The sequence below is a fragment of the Lwoffella lincolnii genome (assembly GCF_037201985.1).
In the GTDB taxonomy this organism is placed as follows: Bacteria; Pseudomonadota; Gammaproteobacteria; order Pseudomonadales; family Moraxellaceae; genus Psychrobacter; species Psychrobacter lincolnii.
In genome coordinates, this window is sequence record NZ_CP147511.1 from 659,999 (window position 1) to 681,559 (window position 21,561).

The 21,561-nt window shown below is 42.9% G+C and carries 13 protein-coding genes; 7 read left to right on the forward strand and 6 right to left on the reverse strand.

Translation table 11 applies throughout. The features are described from left to right. Positions 1-34: 34 nt before the first annotated feature. From WDM69_RS03065 to WDM69_RS03075, 3 genes are all read left to right on the forward strand, one after another. Positions 35-1,981 (forward strand): hypothetical protein, encoded by a 1,947-nt coding sequence (locus WDM69_RS03065; protein WP_338755650.1) that lies wholly within the window; start codon positions 35-37, stop codon positions 1,979-1,981. Between the two features lie 218 nt (positions 1,982-2,199). Continuing rightward, positions 2,200-8,220 (forward strand): DNA repair ATPase, encoded by a 6,021-nt coding sequence (locus WDM69_RS03070; RefSeq protein WP_338755651.1) that lies wholly within the window; start codon positions 2,200-2,202, stop codon positions 8,218-8,220. A 33-nt stretch (positions 8,221-8,253) separates the two neighbouring features. Further along, positions 8,254-8,520 (forward strand): hypothetical protein, encoded by a 267-nt coding sequence (locus tag WDM69_RS03075; RefSeq protein ID WP_078306179.1) that lies wholly within the window; start codon positions 8,254-8,256, stop codon positions 8,518-8,520. A gap of 201 nt (positions 8,521-8,721) precedes the next feature. On the opposite strand, the gene WDM69_RS03080 is transcribed toward WDM69_RS03075, so the two are convergent. Both WDM69_RS03080 and WDM69_RS03085 read right to left on the reverse strand, forming a co-directional pair. Continuing rightward, positions 8,722-9,324, reverse strand: coding sequence for a response regulator transcription factor (locus WDM69_RS03080; RefSeq protein ID WP_078306180.1), 603 nt, complete (start codon positions 9,322-9,324; stop codon positions 8,722-8,724). Between the two features lie 108 nt (positions 9,325-9,432). Beyond that, positions 9,433-10,749, reverse strand: a complete 1,317-nt coding sequence (locus WDM69_RS03085; RefSeq protein ID WP_338755652.1) for a HAMP domain-containing sensor histidine kinase — start codon at positions 10,747-10,749, stop codon at positions 9,433-9,435. Positions 10,750-11,077: 328 nt separating this feature from the next. Here WDM69_RS03085 and exbB point away from each other — a divergent pair, with 328 nt between their 5' ends. The 4 genes from exbB to WDM69_RS03105 all read left to right on the forward strand — a co-directional run bounded on the left by exbB (position 11,078) and on the right by WDM69_RS03105 (position 15,602). Next, the gene (exbB, locus tag WDM69_RS03090; protein ID WP_078306302.1) at positions 11,078-11,503 is read left to right on the forward strand and encodes a TonB-system energizer ExbB; all 426 of its coding nucleotides are present in this window, start codon (positions 11,078-11,080) and stop codon (positions 11,501-11,503) included. A gap of 34 nt (positions 11,504-11,537) precedes the next feature. Continuing rightward, positions 11,538-11,930 (forward strand): ExbD/TolR family protein, encoded by a 393-nt coding sequence (locus WDM69_RS03095; RefSeq protein ID WP_158077835.1) that lies wholly within the window; start codon positions 11,538-11,540, stop codon positions 11,928-11,930. Continuing rightward, positions 11,927-12,898 (forward strand): TonB family protein, encoded by a 972-nt coding sequence (locus tag WDM69_RS03100; RefSeq protein ID WP_338755653.1) that lies wholly within the window; start codon positions 11,927-11,929, stop codon positions 12,896-12,898. The genes WDM69_RS03095 and WDM69_RS03100 overlap by 4 nt, the downstream gene beginning before the upstream one ends. Before the next feature lie 181 nt (positions 12,899-13,079). Continuing rightward, on the forward strand, positions 13,080-15,602 hold the full coding sequence (locus WDM69_RS03105) for a TonB-dependent receptor (protein ID WP_338755654.1): 2,523 nt from the start codon (positions 13,080-13,082) through the stop codon (positions 15,600-15,602). A 70-nt stretch (positions 15,603-15,672) separates the two neighbouring features. On the opposite strand, the gene holA is transcribed toward WDM69_RS03105, so the two are convergent. The 4 genes from holA to WDM69_RS03125 all read right to left on the reverse strand — a co-directional run bounded on the left by holA (position 15,673) and on the right by WDM69_RS03125 (position 21,557). Then, positions 15,673-16,728, reverse strand: coding sequence for a DNA polymerase III subunit delta (gene holA, locus WDM69_RS03110; RefSeq protein WP_338755655.1), 1,056 nt, complete (start codon positions 16,726-16,728; stop codon positions 15,673-15,675). 38 nt (positions 16,729-16,766) lie between these two features. Continuing rightward, positions 16,767-17,384, reverse strand: coding sequence for a hypothetical protein (locus WDM69_RS03115; RefSeq protein ID WP_078306186.1), 618 nt, complete (start codon positions 17,382-17,384; stop codon positions 16,767-16,769). A 15-nt stretch (positions 17,385-17,399) separates the two neighbouring features. Next, entirely contained in the window at positions 17,400-20,135 is a 2,736-nt protein-coding gene (gene leuS / locus WDM69_RS03120; protein ID WP_078306187.1) for a leucine--tRNA ligase, read from the reverse strand. A 153-nt stretch (positions 20,136-20,288) separates the two neighbouring features. Continuing rightward, entirely contained in the window at positions 20,289-21,557 is a 1,269-nt protein-coding gene (locus tag WDM69_RS03125) for an aminotransferase class I/II-fold pyridoxal phosphate-dependent enzyme (protein ID WP_078306303.1), read from the reverse strand. Positions 21,558-21,561 lie beyond the last annotated feature (4 nt).

Below are 21,561 nucleotides of genomic sequence, written 5' to 3' on the forward strand. Positions count from 1 at the left end.
TTTATTTAATTATTCACACAGATTGGGAGCGGTTATGCACACTTTATTTTTGCTAGCGGCGATTGTCGTGGTGGTGTTTGTGGTCATCATGGCGATGCTTTTGATGCTCAAGGCTTTTTATTATAAGGTTGAACAAGGCACGGCACTTATCATCAATGGTGTCAATAAAATCGCTGTTCGGTTTGACGGTGGTTTTGTTTGGCCAGTCATTAACAAAAAAGAGCTGATGAAAATCTCGCTCATCACCTTGGAAGTGGACAGACGGGGTAAAGAAGGTTTGATTTGTGCTGATAACATGCGTGCTGACATCACCGTGGCGTTTTATTTGCGAGTCAATGAAACTGAGCAGGACGTGTTAAAAGTCGCCAAAGCAGTTGGTGTGGACAGGGCATCAGACAAAGTGGCGGTTAATGAGCTGTTTAACGCCAAATTCTCAGAAGCCTTAAAGACTGTGGGTAAGCAGATTGATTTTGTCAAATTATTTGAAAATCGCAGTGAATTTCGTGACAAAATCGTTCAAGAAATTGGTAATGACCTAAATGGCTATGTGCTAGAAGATGTGGCGATTGATTATCTGGAACAAACGCCAAAAACTGCCCTAGATCCAAGCAACATCTTAGACGCTGAAGGCATCAAAAAAATCACCCAGCTAACCGCCATGCAAAACGTGGTTACCAATGAATTAGAACGTGATGAAGAGCTGGCAATTAAGAAAAAGAACGTTGAAACCGCCGAAGCCATGTATGAACTGGAGCGTCAACAGGCCGATGCTGCAGCCAAACAAAAACGAGAAATTGCTTCTGTGGTGGCTCGTGAAGAAGCCGAAACCCGCAAAATCCAAGAAGAAGAACGCAAAAAATCTGAAACTGCCATCATCATCGTTGAGCAAGACTTGGCAGTACAACGTGAAAACCAGCAACGTGAGATAGAAGTGGCGGAACAAAATCGCAAACGGGCGGTGGTCATCGAAGAAGAAAAAGTCACCAGAGCCCGTGAGCTAGAAATTGTCGCTCGTGAGCGTGAAGTTGAATTGCAAAAAATCGAAGCCGAACGTGCCGTAGAAATGGAGAAAAAAGAAATCGCCAACGTTATCCGTGAACGGGTGGCGGTGGATAAAACAGTGGCACAAGAAGAAGAACGCATCAAAGAAGTGCGTGAAATCAGTGAAGCCGACCGAGCCAAACAAACCCGAGTCTTGGCTGCCGAAGCGGAAGCTGAAGAAGCCAAAGTGCGTCAAGTCAAAAAAGCAGAAGCCGAAGAGCTTGCCGCCAAGCACAAGGCAACAGAAATCACCACCTTGGCAGAAGCCAACCTACAAGCCGCTGAAAAAGACGCTCAATCTAAAATCAAACTGGCAGAAGGCATCAAAGCCCAAGAATCCGCCAAAGGTCTTGCCGAAGCTGTCATCATTGAAGCCAAAGCGGTGTCTTTAGAAAAAGAAGGCATTGCCAAAGCCAATGTTATCCGTGCCACAGGGCAAGCCCAAGCCCAATCTGAGCGTGAAAAAGGCATGGCAGATGCCGAAGTCATCGCCGCGCGTGGGGCATCTAACGCCGCTGCTGAGCGTGAAGTTGGACTTGCCAAAGCCCAAGTGACTCGTGAACACTTCAAAGCGGAAGCCGATGGTCTGGTGGAAAAATTCAACGCCATGGGTAGCATGAGCAAGGAAGCACGAGAGCATGAAGAATATCGCATGGGTCTAGAGACTGCCCTACAAGAAGCCTTGGCATCCATCGAAGCTGGCAAAGAAATCGCCAAAGAAAATGCCGAAGTCTTAGCAACCGCTCTACAAAAAGCCAACATTGACATTGTTGGCGGTGAAGACCATTTCTTTAACAACTTTGCAAAATCATTGTCTATTGGTAAAGCCATTGACGGCTTAGCGGACAAATCCAGCACCCTAAATGGCATCATAGAAGCCGTCATTGCCAATAAAGTGAACAAAGTTGATAAACAGACCGTTCAACATAATGGTGAATAAAAAAGTGCATAAATACGTGCCATTTGGCTTAAGCACACCAAACGTCATAAAAGCTGGTTACAAAGGCGTTTAACAAAAAAGAAATAACGCTTTAATGACAAAATGCTTTAATGACAAAATGCTTTAATGACAAACTGCTTTAATGACAAACTGCTTTAATGACAAAATGCTTTAATCATAAACATGGTTAAGAATGAACAACCCACAAAAGAGACAAAATGGAACGTAAAAATAACCCCTCTCCCAGCGAAAATTCAGACTTAGATGCTCAGTCGCAAGCGGTTGCGTCAGGTAACGCTTATGACGTGATTAAAAAACGCTTAACCGAGCAGGGCAAACGGCTTGATGATTTAACCCAAGCTCTAAACGAGCAACGTCTGGCTGAGTTCGGTGGCTCACAAATGCAGGTGATTGCCCGCACTCGCATTCGTACCGAGCATAACTGTGTGGCACGAGACATGGTGCAGGTTGGTGAGTATTTGCTGTTTGGTTATAACGTTTTTATGGGGCTAAAAAAAGAAACCCATGTTTCTGATGTGTTGAGTTTGTATCGCTTGACAACTGATGGCCCCAGCGATGCCAACAATGCCAATAATGGCAATGCCAGCAATGTAGATGATGTTAAATCGGACACAACGCAGGCGGACAACCACACATTAGAAGCGGTGGATTTGGCAGGCAGTTTTTTAGACCAAGCCAACTTTGTGCAGGATTTTCATGAATTATATCGCTATTACAAAAATACCCAACTGACGCAATTAATCGTCAAAGATGGCAAACTGCTCATTGCTTTTCAAATAGGTGAGCGCGTCAGCGACATTAGGGTGTTTCGTTTTGGCATCAGCAGTGATGGCAGGCAGGTTGACTATATTGATAATCGTGGTGAACGAGACATTGAGCCACCGCCACCACATGATTTTGATTGGATACTGACCACTCGAGAGCAGATGGTCAATGGCAAGCACCCGCATATGAACATCTTAGACACGGTGTTTGTTGAGACGGTGGCAGGTAAGTTGACCATCAAGATTGAGAACAACACCGAGTCGGGGCGGGGTATTTATAGTGAGCCTGTTAATGACCAAACTCAATCACTGACTGACGCTCAAATTTATTATGCCAAGGTAGGAAATCTGATTTTGCTCAAGATTTTGCCATATCGAGAAGAGCAGTTTCGCCATTTGGTGTACAACACGCTGACCGAGACAGTACTCAGACTAGATGCCATTGGTCAGTCGTGTGTGCAGTTGCCTGAAGACCATGGCATTGTGTTCCCAGGGGGGTATTACCTTCAAACTGGTGAGCATAAGCTGTTTGGCACAGATGATAAAGCCAAAGGGTTACGCTTTAAACGCAAAATCATCTCCCCCAATGGTGAAGATGTGTTGTATCTGTTTTATGACGTGGTCAGTGGTGTGATGGGGTTGTTTGGCTACAATTTGATAAAAAAACAACTGGCAAACCCCATTTATTGTAATGGTTATGCGTTGGCAGAAGATGGTTTATTGGTGTTGTTTAATGACCAGCCCGAGCCATCACGCATTCATCCGATGCAGATTTGGCAAACCCCCTATGCGTCATCAGACTATGTCAGCCAGTTACCAGAAAGTCGCAGTTTTTATGGCAAAATTGGCAACAAAGAGTTGGTGCGTGGCATCTCAGACTTATATGGCGTTACTCGTCTGATTGGCAATCAAAGCGTTTCGCAAAAACTGTACGAAGAGCTGGTGAACACCACAAGCAAGCTGTTTGATGATTATTATTGGTTGGCAGAACCACAGCTTGATGAATTGGCACAGAGTATCCGCACAATCATGGACACCAGTGAGTTGGTGATTGATGAATTCATCAAAGTTCAAAGCATTCAAAAACAAACGCAACTTGCCTTAGACCAAGCTCAGCAAGCGGTTGATGAACGCATTCGTCAGATTAAAATGACCACCTTTGAGAGCATAGATGACCACATTAACCAGTTATCTGCCTTGCGACAACAGCAAGGGCGACTGGCTGGCTTAGAGACGTTGCGTTATCTTGACGGCGATAAACTGACCCAACTACAAGCACAAATATCCCAAGCAGAAGAACAGCTTGCCAGACAAACAGTAACTTTTTTAAGCGGTGATGATGCCAAAGCCAGCTATGAAGCCACATTGGCAGACATCGAACAGCGTTTACAAACCGCTAAGACCAAAGCTGAGCTGATGCCAGTGTTGGACAGCATTAATGACACTGCCAGCGGGCTTGATTTGCTGACGGAATTGCTTGGCACATTGGACATTGCTGATGCCACTTTACACACGCAAATCATCGATGACATTTCCGCCATTTATGCCCGCCTTAACCAAACCAAAGCCAAACTCAACCATGCCAGCAAACACTTTGGTTCTGCTGAAGCGGTGGCTCAGTTCTCCGCTCAGTTTAAGCTATTTAGTCAATCGATCACCAATGCGTTATCCACTGCCACCACACCAGAAAAATCCGATGAACAGCTTGCCAGATTGTTGGTACAGTTAGAAGAATTAGAAAGTCAATTCAGCGAGTATGATGAATTTTTAAACGACATCATCACCAAACGTGAAGAAGTTTTTGATGCCTTTGAAAACCATAAGCAACAGCTGTTAGATGCCCAAAACCGCAAAGCCCAAAACCTAGAAGATGGGGCAAAACGGATGCTAGAGAGCATCAAAAAACGCACCCAAAGCAATGCTGGCACAGGATTTAGCGATGAAGACGCATTAAATACCTACTTTGTTTCTGATGGCTTGGTACAAAAGGTGCGACAAGTCAGCGAACAGCTGAGACAAATGGGCTTTAGTGTCAAAGCCGATGACATTGATGCACACCTAAAAGCCATTCAAACGGACAGTTTTAAAAGCTTAAAAGACAAGGCAGATTTGTTTGAAGATGGTGGACAAATCATCAAATTGGGTAAGCACAGATTTTCTGTCAACACCCAACCGCTGGATTTAACTTTGTTGACACGCACCGCTACCAATGGTGAGCAGGTGATGAATCTGCATCTGACAGGTACGGATTATTATCAACGTGTTGACGATGCCAGACTCAATGCCCTACAGCCTTTTTGGCAGATGACTGTGGCATCTGAATCAACAGACGTGTATCGAGCTGAGTATTTGGCGTACAGCATCATTGACAGTGCTAAAAAAGGGCTGGATAACTTAAGCGAACGCAAGCTATATGATGCCTTATATCAATCACAAACAGCCCATCATCAATCAGCCAGCCAGTCAGCGTATCTTGCTGATGGGGCATTGGCAAAACTGGTCAGAGATTACGCCACCTCTCGCTATCAGATGGGCTATGAAAAAGGCATTCATGATCATGATGCCACCTTGATATTACAGCACATATTACCTGTGTTGCAAGATGCAGATTTGCTGATTTATACCCCCAACGTGCGCACGTTGGCACAGCTGTTTTATCGGCAGTTAATGTTGGCAAGTCATATGACGACACCAAGCACAACACCAACCACGTTAACAAACACAACACCAAACACAATAACAAGTCATAAACTTCCAAGCCAATCATTTGCTGACTGGCACGCTGACTGGCATGGCAGTTGGCTAAGCCAAACGCAGTTGGCACAGACGCACACATGGGCAGACCGAGCCATTACCGCCCGTCAGCTACAGCAAATCTTGGGCAGTGATACAGCCAAGTCATTGTTGGTGGCAGAGATGATGCCATTGATGGCACAGTTTGTTGCCAGCTGTCATGGTCATGATAAGGACAGCTCAGTCAATACACATACGGTCTTTAATCAACAGCTGGTGCAACCAGCGTGTCAATATTTGGTGGAGCAGATGGGGCAGGTTGACCGAGTGGAACAACCCATCATTTGGCAAACCAGTGGTCAAGCTCAGCAGTTATATCAGCACTTACTAGAACAACTGCAACGTTCAGTTGATGGAAGTTTGGCTCAGCTTTATGCCGCCACCGCCAAGCTCATCACCACCCCAAAATCAGCATATGAACTGTTGGCAACATGGTTTGAAGCCCTAATCAGGCAAAAAGCACACCAAAATACCCCACATGACACCAGCCATGACTTAACAACAGACAAACCAACTGACGACAAACAGACAAATCATGATGAACATCAGCACACGCATTATTTGCCAGAAGCGGTTGCCATATTTTTAACCCAGCTTAGCCCAGAGCAACGACAAACGTTACAAACATCACCAACGCCCCAAGCACCACAAGCATCACAACCATTTAACCAACAAACGTCATTTAACCAACAAACATCATTTAACCCACACCCATCAGCAACGCAACAAGCCATCTTAGATGACATGGCTCAATTGCCAGATTTTAAGCGGTCGGTCAGTGGATTGGATTTGCAGGTAACGGTAACAGGCATGTTGGGTAACCATCGTCGCATCAATGCTCATGGTGCTCATGACGCTCATGGCAAAGGACAACAGCTGTCATTGGTGGTCGATGCGTTTATGAATCGTTTGTATCAGCATCAGCATCACATTATCCCTGCTTATCAAGAGTACCTACAATTACGCACGAAAATTTTGCATGACAGCAGGGCAATCTTACGACTGGACGAGTTTCAACCCAGACCGCTGTCATCGTTTGTGCGTAACCAACTGATTAACCAAAGCTATCTGCCATTGATTGGGGACAACCTTGCCAAACAGATGGGGACGGTGGGTGATGATAAACGTACTGATTTGATGGGGCTGTTGATGATGATATCCCCTCCGGGGTATGGCAAGACCACGTTGATGGAATATGTCGCCAACCGTTTGGGCTTAATTTTTATGAAAATCAACTGCCCATCGATTGGGCATGATGTGATCTCACTTGACCCTGCTCAAGCCCCCAATGCCACCGCCCGTGAAGAGCTCAATAAAATCAATTTGGCGTTTGAGATGGGCAATAACGTCATGTTGTATCTGGACGATATCCAACACACCCATGCTGAGTTTTTACAAAAATTCATCTCACTTTGTGATGGCACTCGTCGCATTGATGGCGTGTGGCAAGGTAAAACCAAAACCTATGACATGCGTGGCAAAAAGTTTTGTGTGGTCATGGCAGGCAACCCGTATACCGAAAGCGGTGATTTGTTTAAAGTGCCTGACATGCTTGCCAACCGTGCTGATATTTATAACCTTGGTGATATTTTGGGTGGCATGCAAGACGCATTTGCCTTAAGTTATTTAGAAAACGCCTTAACCAGTCACCCCGTGCTGTCTGTGTTGGTCAATCGGAACATGAATGACGTGTATCATCTGATTGACAGGGCGTATGGCAAATCGCCAACGCAAGAATTGTCATATCCATATGCTGGCAGTGAAATTGCCGAGATGGTCGCCATCTTACGCCATATGATACGCATTCAATCGGTGATATTAAAGGTGAATCAAGCATACATCGCATCAGCATCGCAAGAAGACAAATACCGCACCGAACCTGCCTTTAAACTACAAGGCAGTTATCGCAACATGAATAAAATGACCGAAAAACTCTCAGCGGTGATGAATGATGCTGAGATTGAACAGCTGATTGATGACCATTATCTTGGTGAATCGCAACTGTTGACCCAAGGGGCAGAAAGCAACCTACTTAAACTCAATGAATTGCGTGGACGGCTAAGCAAACCGCAACAGCAGCGTTGGCAACAAATCAAAGCCGACTTTTTACGCAACAAAGCCCTAGGCGGTGATGACAGCGACACAGGCAACAAAATTGTGTTGCAATTGATGGACTTGGTGTCAGGATTTGCCCAAATCAATGACAATTTGCATCAAACAGGTGAGCGACTGCTACAGAACCAACAAGCCACTCAAAAAGCACAGCAAAAAAACCAGCAAATCAGACACAGCCAGCAAGACCAGCTATCTGAGCAACTGTCCCAACAACTGACCCAACAACTGTCGCACAGCATCATGACAGGGTTTGAACAAGTGAGCAGCCAGCTGAGCGATGCACGGCAAGCCATCACTCATTGGCAACAGCAGCATATGACCGGCACATCACAAAGCACCACATTGCCACAAAGCACCACATTGCCACAAAGCACATTACAAACACCCCAAGGCGAGATGTTGCTACAAAAAACCTTAGAAGCGTTGCAAGGCTTGCTGTTAAGATTGGATGAAAAATTACGCCTAGATGCCAGTACCGATAACAGTGGTAAACAAATCGCCATGAATTTGGCACGGCTGAATCAAATCATTAATGACTTAGAGTAATTTAAGTAATTTCTATGCAATTTGGAGATAATTATGGTAAAAAAAGCGATGACGATTGAGAAAGGTATTGTTATTGAAGTAGCAACAGAACATTTGTTTTTAATAAAATCTAAATTAAGAAAACTTAAATACTCAAAAGAGTATATTGATTCCAATATTTTAAATGGTATAAGAGATTTAAATATTGAAATTATTGATACAATCAATTCTCTTTCATCAAAAACAGTCAATGAAATTTATGAAACAAAAAGTGAATTTGATAATAAATATGGTTATTTTCAAAAATTATTAAGTGTATAGTATGAATGAAAAATAAATAAGAGAAGCCAAAAATCAGTATTCTGTATCATATAAAGAAATTAAGTTGATTGCAGATGAAATTATTGATGACGGCAAGTTTTCAAAATTATCTGCAAGTAATAATCCTACTGCAATTATATTGGGCGGTTAGTCAGGTTTAGGAAAGGCTCTATTGTTTCTTTTATTCAAGATGAATTTAACTCAGTCTAACTCTATGACGATTTTACGTTTCTTTTGTAACTTACGTTGTAAGGTACGGCGGTGCATTTTTAGTACTCGAGCAGCTTCACTGATATTACCCTGACACTCATCTAATACTTGATGAATATATTCCCATTCATGATGTTCTAAAGAGAGCCGTTCGTCTATCGGTGCTGATAAATCAGTATCGGGTGAAACATCAAGGGCTTTTATTATCTCATCGATGCCACAAGGTTTCGATAAGTAGTGATGAGCGCCCAGTTTGACAGCGGCGACAGCGGTGGCAATGCTGGCATAACCTGTCAGCATCAAAATTTTGGCTTGTGGTGCGACCGTGAGAAGTGGGTTGATTAAATTAATGCCACTTTCTTGTCCAATGTTTAGGTCTAAGATGATGTAGTCAGGTGTTAATTGATGAACAGATACCATGGCGGTTCGTGTGTCATTGGCGGTCATGACGCTATGATTTAGCGTGATTAAAGATTTTTTTAAAATACGACAAAACACCAAATCATCATCAATCACCAGCCAATGTTTAGACTGCTTAGATTGAGCATTTTTAACTTGAGCATTTTTAAATTGAGATGGTTGATGCTGATTCATAAAATATTCTCATTAATCTGCTTATTAATCGATGTTTTTAAACCTAAAATGGCTTTGTTGGTGCATTAAATTTTAATTGTTCATTGGGTGATGAATTATCAACAGGTGTTATTTAATATTGAGGCAAGATTCACTGTAAGCAAGCTTGATGATGACTTGAGTGCCTGTTGTGTTTTTGGGTGTTGTTGTGTTTTTGGGTGTTGTTGTGTTTTTAGGTGTTGTTGTGTGCTGGATACTGATATCGCCATCGACATAATTTAATATGATTTTAGCCAGCATTAATCCCATGCCCCAACCATTATCAGACTTGATTGGTTGTTGTTCTTTGATTTTAGCAATTTTGTGAAGCTCTATTCCATTGCCATTATCACTTATCTGAATGATGACAGATTGGGCATATTCTATGCGTACCTTAATATCAGTTGCTTCTGCTTGAACGGCATTATTTAGGACATTAACAATGATGGAATAAAGCTGTTCAGCGTTGATATGCACATGAACTGGTGTGGTGAATGGGGGAAGCGTTATGTTGATGTGGGGATTTAAAAATCGCCAGTCTGCGATGAGTTTTGGTAACAATTTATCCAGTTGTGTGGTCATTGTGTTTGATGATAAAGACCAGTTTTGTTCAGTTTCTTGATGTTGAATGTGGGTCTTTAAGCGGTTTAATGATTGATGACACAGATTGATTTGTGATTTTAATAAATCAATGTCTTCTAATAATTCATCATCGTCATCTAACTCAGTTAGCTGATTGGCGATGTGTTGGGTCAATAATTGCATGGAGGTGATGGGTGTGCTCATTTCGTGAGCAATATTGGCAGCAAGACTGCTGACGGCTAACACACGGCGTTGTTGATGAATGGCTTGTTGGGCTTGCTGCAATGCTCGGTAATTGCGACCCATTGCTGTTTTAAAATAAACGGTTAACGCTGTCAACATCATTAAAGCAAACACAAATACCCCAAACATACCAAGTAAATGCAACTTTTCTGAGCTTTGGTGGTCATGAGGCATCATCAAAGGCTGATAAAAATGCCATAACATCATGTATGCCATGATAGACAGTAATGCAATGCCGATAATATGGCGAGTGCTTTGCACAAGTGAGGTTACTGCCACAATGGTTAGAAATAAGGTAATCAGTGGGTTGCTTGCGCCACCTGAATGATAAAGATAAAGTGACCACGCCATTAAGTCCAAGGCAAAAATCATAAACTGCTTGTTATGGCTCATCGGTTGGCACAAAAAATAAGCAAAGATAACAACCAGAGCATAAAGCCCACTCACCATTAATAACGTATTGACCTGTGTGCTTGTTATTCCCCATTGAGCGGCAAAAAGTGAGGAAATCAGCATGATGATAACCCATGTGCCACGAGCTATCCATGGGGCTTTAGATACAAAGTTTAAGTGGGTCATCATAAATACGATTGTTGCCTATTGATACGGTGTTATGTTGATACGGTGTTGGATTGTTAGATTACTTGATGCCATGATTTGATTGCCATTCATCATTTGATTTCAATGTGTCTATTCTGTGTCTATTCTGTGTCTTTTTTTCTGGTCTTTTTTGGGTTTGTTTAAAAGAGTGGATTTTAACTGCGACAATTTGTCGCAGTCAAAACATGTATTTTAAATATATAATAAATCACAGATAAATCACAAGCTAGGCAATGTGAATGTCGCTTTTTAATAAACACGATGCAATCAATCAACACAATGAAAGCAAGGCAGGGTTGTGATGTCAAACATGCCATTATTAAAACTAATCGTTGAGTATGCGATTTTAGGCTTATTATTGGCAATGAGCATGCTTGCCATGGCGGTGGCAATTGAGCGTTGGCGGTTTTATCGTCATCTTGTGGTTAGGCAATATCATAGTCGAGCCAAACTACAAAAACATCTGACCAAACGTTTGACCATCATCAGTTCTATTGCCAGCAATGCCCCATATATTGGGCTACTTGGTACGGTTTTTGGCATCATGCTGACTTTTCAGACACTGGGTGAAAGCGGTGATATTGATGTTAAATCCATCATGACAGGGCTTGCTTTTGCGCTTAAAGCCACTGCCATGGGCATTGCCGTTGCCATTCCATGTGTGTTTATCAATAACTTTTTAGCACGTCAAGTGCGAGAAAAGTTGGCAGATTTTGATGAATTAAATGGTCAATAATGACAAGTAATCAATAATGAAATGGTCAATATCCATGGCACATTCAGATTTTGACGACTTAACCCAAGAGTTTGGTGATATTAACGTCATACCTTTGGTTGATGTGATGCTGGTTTTGCTGACCATCATTTTAACCACAGCAACTTTTGTGGTGAATGGTAAAATCCCTGTCGATTTGGCAAAATCGACGACCGCATCAAATGCCATGCCCACCACTTCTTATGTGTTGACAATCACACAAGATGACCAACTTTATCTTAACGACCAACCCATCAAAAATTTAAACCACGCCTTAAAAACTTTGGATAAAAATCAAGCGTTGACCATACGAGCAGATGGTAATATCGCTTTGGCTCGTTTTGTCAGCTTATCTGATGACGTTAAAGAACTTGGATTTAGCCAAGTTAGCCTTGAGGTCAAGCGATGACAAAGTTGGTTTATTCAGACTGGTTAATATCACTTGCCTTACATGGCAGTTTGGTTGCTGGCGTGGCATTACTCAATCAGCCATCACCACCTTTGGCTACCCGCCCAATTACCGAACCAATTCGCTGGGTTGATGTGCAAACCATGACATCTGAGCCTAGTGCATCAGTGCATCAAAAATCAGTGCATCAAAAAGAAATTGACACAACAGACCATTTGCAAAAGCCCAAAGCCCAAAAACAGCCCCTGAAAGCGGTCTATCAAACGTCTGACATGGACACATTGGCAAAACCAATGGCTCAAAAAACACAAAAGCCTAAAAAAAACACAGCGACAAATCAAGTAAAAAATCAAACGAAAAATCAAATGACAAACCAAGAAACAAGCACAAAACAGGCAATGATAACAACACCCAACGCTTCAATCAGTTCCTCAATAAGCTCCCCAATAAAAACAGCAACAGTAGATAAGCAATCCATGGATATGTCAAAAAACTCAGTTGATGAGATAAATATTGACACTGATACAGCCAACGTGGCTACCAACGCCCAAGAAATTGAGCAACCAAAAAAAGATGAGAATAAAACAGAGTTACAATCCAAAACCGATAAAACAACAATCGATAAAACAAAAGCAGATGAAACAAAAGATACTCAATCAGCAAAAAACCCAAAAACTGACCATGTGAATCAATGGAAAACCCGATTTATCGCAAACGTTAATCGTAATAAACGCTACCCCAGTCATGCTCGTAAGGCAGGTATCCAAGGCAGTGCGTTACTCAGTGTTCATGTCATGGCGAATGGTAACATTCATTGTTGTGATGTCAAGCAAAGCACAGGCTCAAGTCAGCTTGATAAAGCCGCATTGCAAGCGGCTCAAAAATCAGCCAACCAAAGCCGTGAACCACCACAAACAAACCATGCTTTTGGGTTTGATTTTTATGTGGATTATATTTTGAGTGATTAGGACAAGTGTTTCATTTCATTTTTAAAGGATAGTAACGTTACAATGTGTTGTAATGTGTTATAAAATTTTATGATTTGTTATAAAATATTATAAAATGTTATAAAACGTTACAATCCGTTATGATGAATGCAGGCATGTCTGAATTGGTCAATTTTTTATCAGTGATAACAAGGAGAGATTTATGTCAAAACATACGTATCAACATCATTCCCGTATGGGTTTAAGTGTGCTTACGTTGGCCATATTACAAGCATCAGTTGCTCATGCACATGAAGCAAGCACATCACATGTTGCGATTGATGATCAAAATATTGCTCATGTTGTGGTCAATGCCAGCTTGCAAAATGACCCAACCACCCCTTCGATTGCCAACGATGCAGATTTAGGAGCAAAAAATCTTGAGTTGCAACAAAGTAAGACCAGTGACACTGCCACTGCCTTGACGGCACTGACAGGTATGAATGTGCAATCAGCAGGAAGAGTATCGGCATTGCCTGTTTTTCAAGGATTGGCAGATAACCGTTTGCGTATCATGGTAGATGGTGTGGATAGCATTGCTTCATGCCCCAATCACATGAACTCACCCTTATCTTATGTTGCACCAACAGCGATAAAAACAGCCAAAGTGTACACTGGGGTAACGCCTGTGAGTGTGTCAGGTAACAGTATCGGCTCAACCATTGTGATTGAGACCGCACAACCAACATTTGCCAAACCCAAATCAGGGGTAAAAGTAACACCACACCCAACCAATGACGCTGATGTCAGGCCGTCGACTGATACATTATCAACATCATTGCAAGCAAAGCTGGCAGAACCACAGCCATCACAAGCCCAGCCATCACAAGTAAAGTCATTGCAGTTGGGCAACACCAAACTTGAAACATCAGGTGAGATTGGCGGATTTTATCGCAGTAATGGCAATCAACGTGGTGCTAATGTCAGCATCACCACAGCAACTGAAGATGTTAGCCTTAACTATAAAGCAGACTATGCCAAAGGTAATAACTATAAAGCGGGTGGAGATTTTAAAACTTATGTTGAGTCTGGCAATGTAGGACAACATATTGCCAAAGATGTGGTTGCATCTACTGGTTTTGAAACCAAAAATCAATCGCTTGATGTTGCGTATCTGACTGGTAATCACTTATGGCAGTTTGGGTATAATTGGCAACATGTTCCAAAACAGCTTTACCCCAATCAACGCATGGACATGCTAAATAACCGTCTTGACCGTTATAACTTACGCTATTTAGGCGATTTAGACTGGGGAACGCTTGAGGCTCAAGCCTACCGTGAAAATGTTGACCACTTTATGGATTTTGGGGGCGATAAACGCTACTGGTATGGTTCAGATTCAATGGCAGATAATAAAGGCTATAATGGCAAATTATGTGGTCCTGCCATGACACCAGCATGTGCCAGTGGCATGCCAATGCACACTCAAAGCACCACCACAGGCATCAATCTGAAAGCTTCACATACATTTGATGATAAGACCAATATGCGAGGTGGGCTAGAATACCAAAATTATCAATTAAATGACTGGTGGTCAGCATCGGGTGGTCGGATGCGTCCCAATGATTTTCAAAACATTAACAACGGTAAACGTCAACGTGCCAGTTTATATGGTGAATGGGAAAAAGTATTCAGCCCAACATGGACCAGTCTGCTTGGATTAAGATATGAAAATATCAAAACCCAAACAGATCCGATACACGGCTATAACAGTGCAACCGCACCAACCGAGATGTCAGGGCCAGATAGCCTGAACCAAACTCGTGATGCCGTTAAGTTTAATAACAGCAAACTGACAAAAACGGACAATAACTGGAACGCCAGCATCATTAACCGTTGGCAACTCAGTGACACAGGTAACATAGAAGTTGGATTGAGCCATCAGCAACGTAGTCCAAGTTTGTATGAACGATACACTTGGTCAACTTTTGGCATGATGGCAGGCATGAACAACACGGTAGGCGATGGTAATGGTTATTTTGGTGATCCTGACCTAAAACCTGAATCTGCCAATAAGCTTGCAGTTACCTTAGACTGGAAAGACAGCAATGACAAATGGCAGATGACATTAACGCCATATTATAGCCAGATTAATGATTATATTGATGCCGTACAATGGGACGCTAACAATAATCTGCCCAAAGCAGTCAATGAAACAGGCAAATATAACATCATGCGTTATGCCAATCAAAAAGCTCGTATCTATGGATTAGATGCCAGTGCAAGTGTTCAGTTGGCAGATAATCAAGCAGGGGTGTTTGCGGTTACCACATCACTTAATTATACCGATGGCAAAAACACACAAACGAACAGCCCTTTATACAACATCATGCCACTTAATGCCAAGCTGGCTCTCACTCATCAACAAAAGGGTTGGAATAATAAGCTTGAGATTGTTGGTGTTACGGCAAAAGATAAAGTTTCTGCCCCCCGTAATGAACTAAAAACAGCAGGTTATGGCTTGCTAAACTTAAGCACAGCTTATGACTGGAAAAATATGACAGTTACTGTTGGTGTGGACAATGTTTTGGATAAAAAATATGCCTTACCATTGGGTGGTGCATATATGGGACAAGGTCGTACCATGTCGATGAATGAAGAGCTTGGTACTAAAACCAACAACTGGGGAACGCCCATTTATGGGGCTGGACGTTCTTATTTTGCCAGCTTAAATTATAAATTCTAAGCCGCTGTTTTTATCAGTTGATTAACGAATGAATTAGAAACGAATAAACACCCAGCGTCATGCTGGGTGTTTATTTTTTGGCAAAAATGGGCATGCCTGCCATGTCCAGTGCCAAATGTAAAATAATCTCCCATGCAGGTTGTTTGATAACGCCCTTAATGGCTTGGTCACAGCGGTATAACTGAGTAGACCAGCTGTTGATATTGGCAGGCGTATGACGTTGTTGTGCTGAGATGTACAACGGCTGTTTACTTTGCCAGATGCCTAATGATGGCATCGATTGTCCGCTAACAAGCTGTTGTAACAGTCGCACATCTTTTGCCAACACCCACAGTACCAGACTTTCTGGCTCTTTGGCGTATTTTAAAGCATGAACGATTTTTACCACTTGCTGAGCGTTGCCCAGTAATATGGCTTCGGACAAATCATAGACGCTAAATTGACTGTGACTGACCAACCCTGCTTGTAACTGCTCGTCATTAATCGGCTTATTAAGTTCGTCAGCTCGCCATAAAAAAGACAATCGCCACAAGGTTTGATAAGCATCAAGCAAGTTGTTTTGAGTTTGCTCAAGCAGTCTGCTCCAAGATTGAGGTGATAGTTGTATGCCAAAATGATGGGCTTGCTGTGCTAAAATTTGTTGTCGTTGCCGTTCGTCATGGATACGACAGTCGACGATTTGACCATATTGTTTAAATGGGGCAACCCATTTACCAGCCAAGCCACGTTTGTCTAATTTGTCAGTTAACCAAAGTAAAGTAGGTGATGGGGAGCTTTGTGCGGTTGCTATTGATGCTGACATCGATGCTGAAGCCGATGCCATGTCAGTCAGCTGGGTGATGGCATCTTTATCAGGTTTGTGATTGCCTAAGACGATGACTGCATTGGCAGGGTCAAACAATGATAAGCTGTTCAGCTCGCTGATGACATCGTACCAAGTCTTGGCAGAAATCAGCTCAATGCGTTGATGGCTAAGCCCAAGCTGTTGCCATTGTGCCAACAGAGCATCAGCAAACCATTGCTGAAGTAATGGCTCATCGCCGTGTGCCAACCAAAAACCAAGTGGACTTAGGGTTGTGTTGGCAGAATTGATGGCATCAAATGCACTTAAAAAAGGCTGATTCATGAGCAATTACCGTTTGGGACACACTGCTTGTATCAGGGCTACTTTAAGGTTGATAAAGCAATGTATTGGTCAGCGATGCGTTGAGCCATGGCATGATATAACTCAATTTCGGTTTGGGTACGTTGCAAGTCTTCTACGCTGACTGAAGTTTGGTTGTATTGATAGCTACGCTCAACCATCAATGTTCGGTGATGGGTGAATGTGCCATCATGCGTGGTTGGTGTGTCATGAACATTGTGTACATGATTGTGTATATGATAACGTATTTTGGCAGTCATGGTCAGACGCACTTCGGTAAGCAGTCCGGCCAGCTGATATTTTTGAATGCTCACATCGTCAATGCTGATTCGGTTAGCGGCCTCCACCCCTAAGCTGGCTAACGTGGCTTGCTCCTGTTGGTCGTTTGTGTCGGCAATATGAGCATCAGCATCATAACGAGTCAGTTGTTTTAGCAAACTTAAACGCAGGGCATAAGCAGACTTAGATGTCTGAGCGTCAATCAGCACAGGTAATTGTGTGCTGATATTTGACATATGGGTGTTTGCTGACGCATGGGGCTGTTGACCTTGCAGATGAAAGCCACAAGCAGACAAGGCTTGGCATAATCCAAAGACGGTGAATAACCGAATAACACCAAAATAAGTCATTCGAACCATAATCCAATCCTAAAATTAAGCTGGCACAACCACAATGTTGATTAATTTATTAGGCACAATAATTTCTTTTTTAATATCACCAATTAAGAATTTTGCCACGCTGTCTGTTTGTTTGGCTTGGGCTTTGATTTGCTCTGGGTCGCTATTTGGGGCGATTTGCATTTTGCCACGCACTTTGCCATTGACTTGTATCACCATGGTGATGCTGTCTTGTACTAAGGCGGTTTCATCGATGTTTGGGAACTTTAATGTTAACGTATCATGCCCAAGCTCCGTCAATAATGCTTCTGCCATGTGTGGGGCATAAGGGGACAATAAAATCAATAAATTAACCAAGGCTTCATTGGCAACGGCTAAGTCTTGTTTGTGATGTGGGTTGAAATGACTCAGCTCATTTGCCAATTCCATCAGCGATGACACAGGTGTGTTAAGTGCCAACCGTTTACCCAAATCATCATCTAATTTGTTGATGGTTTCGTGAGTTTTACGGCGTAAGTCTTTGGCAGATTTGCTTAAGCTGTCGGCTTGATAAGTGGTGTTGGCGTACAGATTGACAGAATTGAGTTGATGCTCTGCCAGTGAATAGGACAATTCCATGCCATAACGCCACACTTTTTTAAGGAAGTTATAAGGTCCTTTTAGGGCATCATCTGACCACTCTAAGGTCTGGTCAGCAGGGGCGGTAAACAGGGTATATAGGCGTACGGTATCTGCCCCATATGTGTCAATGGTTTGTTGTGGGTCAACACCATTGTTTTTTGATTTGGACATTTTTTCGATTTTACCGATGATGACGGGTTGTCCATCGGCTTTTAATATGGCATCGATGGGTTGACCACGTTCATTAAACCTAACATCGACTTCATGGGGATAATAATATGATGTGCTGCCGTCATCATTGTGTCGCAGATAAGTACCTGCTAATACCATGCCTTGTGTCAATAAATTGGCAAATGGCTCATCACCACTGACCAAACCTTCATCTCGCATCAGTTTATGAAAGAAACGAGCATATAATAAGTGCATGACCGCATGTTCAACCCCACCAACATATTGGTCAACAGGCAACCATTTATCTGCCCCTGTTTTGTCAATCATGCCTTGTTCGAAGTGGGGCGATGCAAAACGGGCATAATACCAGCTGGATTCCATGAATGTGTCAAAAGTATCAGTCTCACGAGTGGCATCGCTGTCGCATTTGGGGCAGGTGGTGTGTAAAAATGCTTGATGATGGTTTAGCGGATTGCCCTTACCATCTGGAATGACATCGGTCGGTAACACAACGGGCAAATCCGCTTCATCGACAGGCACAGTACCACAATGCTCACAGTTGATGGTGGGAATGGGGCAACCCCAATAACGCTGTCTGGACACGCCCCAATCACGCAAACGGTAATTAATGGTGGTGTGTGCCAAACCTTGCGATTCTATTGTTGCCAAAATGGCACGAACCATGCCATCAAAATCTAAGCCATCAAAATTCATCTCACCAGAACTGTCTGAGTTCATGCTGATGCCACGTTCAGCGTACCAATCTTGCCATTGACTGTTGTCGAACGCTTGTTCATCGTCAGTCAATTCACGGTCTGGTTTTATCACCTGTTTGATGGGCAGGGCATATTTATTGGCAAATTCAAAATCTCGCTCATCGTGAGCAGGCACTGCCATGACCGCACCAGAACCATAGCTCATCAACACATAGTTAGCAACCCAGACAGGCACGTCTTTACCAGTGATGGGGTGGGTAACGCTAAGTCCTGTATCCATGCCTTTTTTTTCGGCTTTGGCAAGGTCTTTTTCTGCCACTGAGCCTTGTTTGCATTCTTGGATAAATTGAGCAATCTTGCTGTTATTTTCAGCGGCGTGTTGAGCCAATGGGTGTTCAGCCGCCACTGCCACATAAGTCACTCCCATGAGTGTGTCTGGGCGTGTGGTGAACACATCTAGGGTATGGGGTTTGTCGTTTAGCGTATAGGGAAAATGGACTTCCATGCCTTGGGATCGACCAATCCAGTTGCGTTGCATGGTCAACACTTCTTTAGGCCAATGCCCCTCTAGCTGGTCTAAGTCATCTAGCAGTTCATCAGCATAGTCAGTGATTTTAAAGTAATACATGGGAATGTCTCGTTTTTCAACCAACGCCCCACTTCGCCAGCCACGTCCATCGACCACTTGTTCATTGGCAAGCACGGTATTATCGACAGGATCCCAGTTGACGGTTGCCAGTTTTTTATAGACCAATCCCTTTTTAAACAACTGAATAAACAGCCATTGTTCCCAGCGATAATAGTCGGCATCACAGGTGGCAAACTCACGTGACCAATCAATCGATAGCCCCAATGATTTTAGTTGTTCACGCATGTTGGCAATGTTTTTATACGTCCAGTCAGCAGGGGCAATGTGATGGGCGATGGCGGCGTTTTCAGCAGGCAAGCCAAAAGCGTCCCAACCCATGGGTTGCATGACTTCATGGCCTTTTAGGCGATAATAGCGTGACAGCACATCGCTGATGGTATAATTACGCACATGCCCCATGTGCAATTTGCCACTGGGATAGGGAAACATTGACAACATATAACGTTTGGGCTTGTCATTTGTTTGGTTGCTGACTTCATAGCGACGTTCGTTTTGCCAAAGTTGTTGTTGGGCAGGCTCAATGATGGCAGGCTGATATGTCAGCTTATCATTGTTGACATCATTGCTGGTATTGTTTGATGGGTTTTGTGCATCAATGGAGATTTTAGCGGTCATGGTACATGTTCTGTCGGTTGTGTGGTCAATAAGATGATGTGATTAATAAGATAAAGTTGCATAGCATAGCGTAAATTAATAAAAAAAGCATGCTCAAATGGTCAATTTACCTAAAACAACCATGCTTGACATCATGATGTCATGTCAGGCAGTTTAAGCTGTCCCAAACTGTTGGCGTTTTTTGTTAAAAAACCGTTCCAACCGCTCTAAGGCTTCTTCTAAGTCATAAATATTAGGCAAAAAGACCACACGGAAATGGTCAGGTCTGTCCCAATTAAACCCCGTTCCTTGTACCATCAACACTTTTTCTTGCTCTAATAACTCCATCATCAGTTGCACATCATCTTTAATGGGATATACGTCCAAATCAAGCTTTGGAAAACAATAAAATGCCCCTTGTGGCATGGTGCAAGAAATGCCATCAATGGCGTTTAGTCGTTCGATTGCCAGCTGTCGTTGTTTATATAATCGCCCCACGTCGCATGTCAATGCTTGCATACTTTGATAACCACCCATGGCGGTTTGAATGGCATATTGTGCAGGCACGTTGGCACATAATCGCATGGACGATAGCATGTCTAAACCTTCAATAAAATCTTGGGCATGGTCTTTTTTGCCAGACAACATCAACCAGCCAGAACGAAAGCCTGCGATTCGATGCGATTTAGATAAGCCATTGTATGTCAGCACCAATACGTCTTTGGTTAGGGTACAAATGGGGTGGTGTTCGGCATCATCATAAAGCACCCTATCATAAATTTCATCAGCCATGAGCACCAAATCATGCTCTTTTGCCAGTTTGATGATTTGTTTGAGATTATCATCTGAATATAACGCCCCTGTGGGGTTATTGGGGTTAATGATGACAATGGCTCGAGTATGGTGGGTGATTTTACTTTTGATGTCCTCAAGATTGGGTTGCCAGTTGTTGTCTTCATCACAGCGATAATGCACCGCCTTACCCCCTGCCAAATGGGTGGCAGCGGTCCATAACGGATAATCAGGCATGGGGATGAGCACTTCATCATGGTCATCAAGTAAGGCCTGCATGGACATGACAATCAGCTCAGACACCCCATTACCCAGATAGACATCACGCACATCAACTGCCGACAGCAGTCCTTTGTTTTGATAATATTGCAAAATTGCCTTGCGAGCAGAAAAAATCCCTTGCGAATCAGAGTAACCTGTGGCTTTGTGTAAGTTGAATGCCACATCTTGTAAAATCTCTTGTGGGGCATCTAAGCCAAAAGGGGCAGGGTTGCCGACATTGAGCTTGATGATGCGATGACCGTCAGCTTCCATACGGTTGGCGGTCTTTAACAAAGGTCCTCTGATGTCATAGCAAACATTTTGTAGTTTTTTTGACTTTTTTAAAGATTTGTGTCTTGATTGTGTTGCATTCTTTACATCATGATTCATAAGA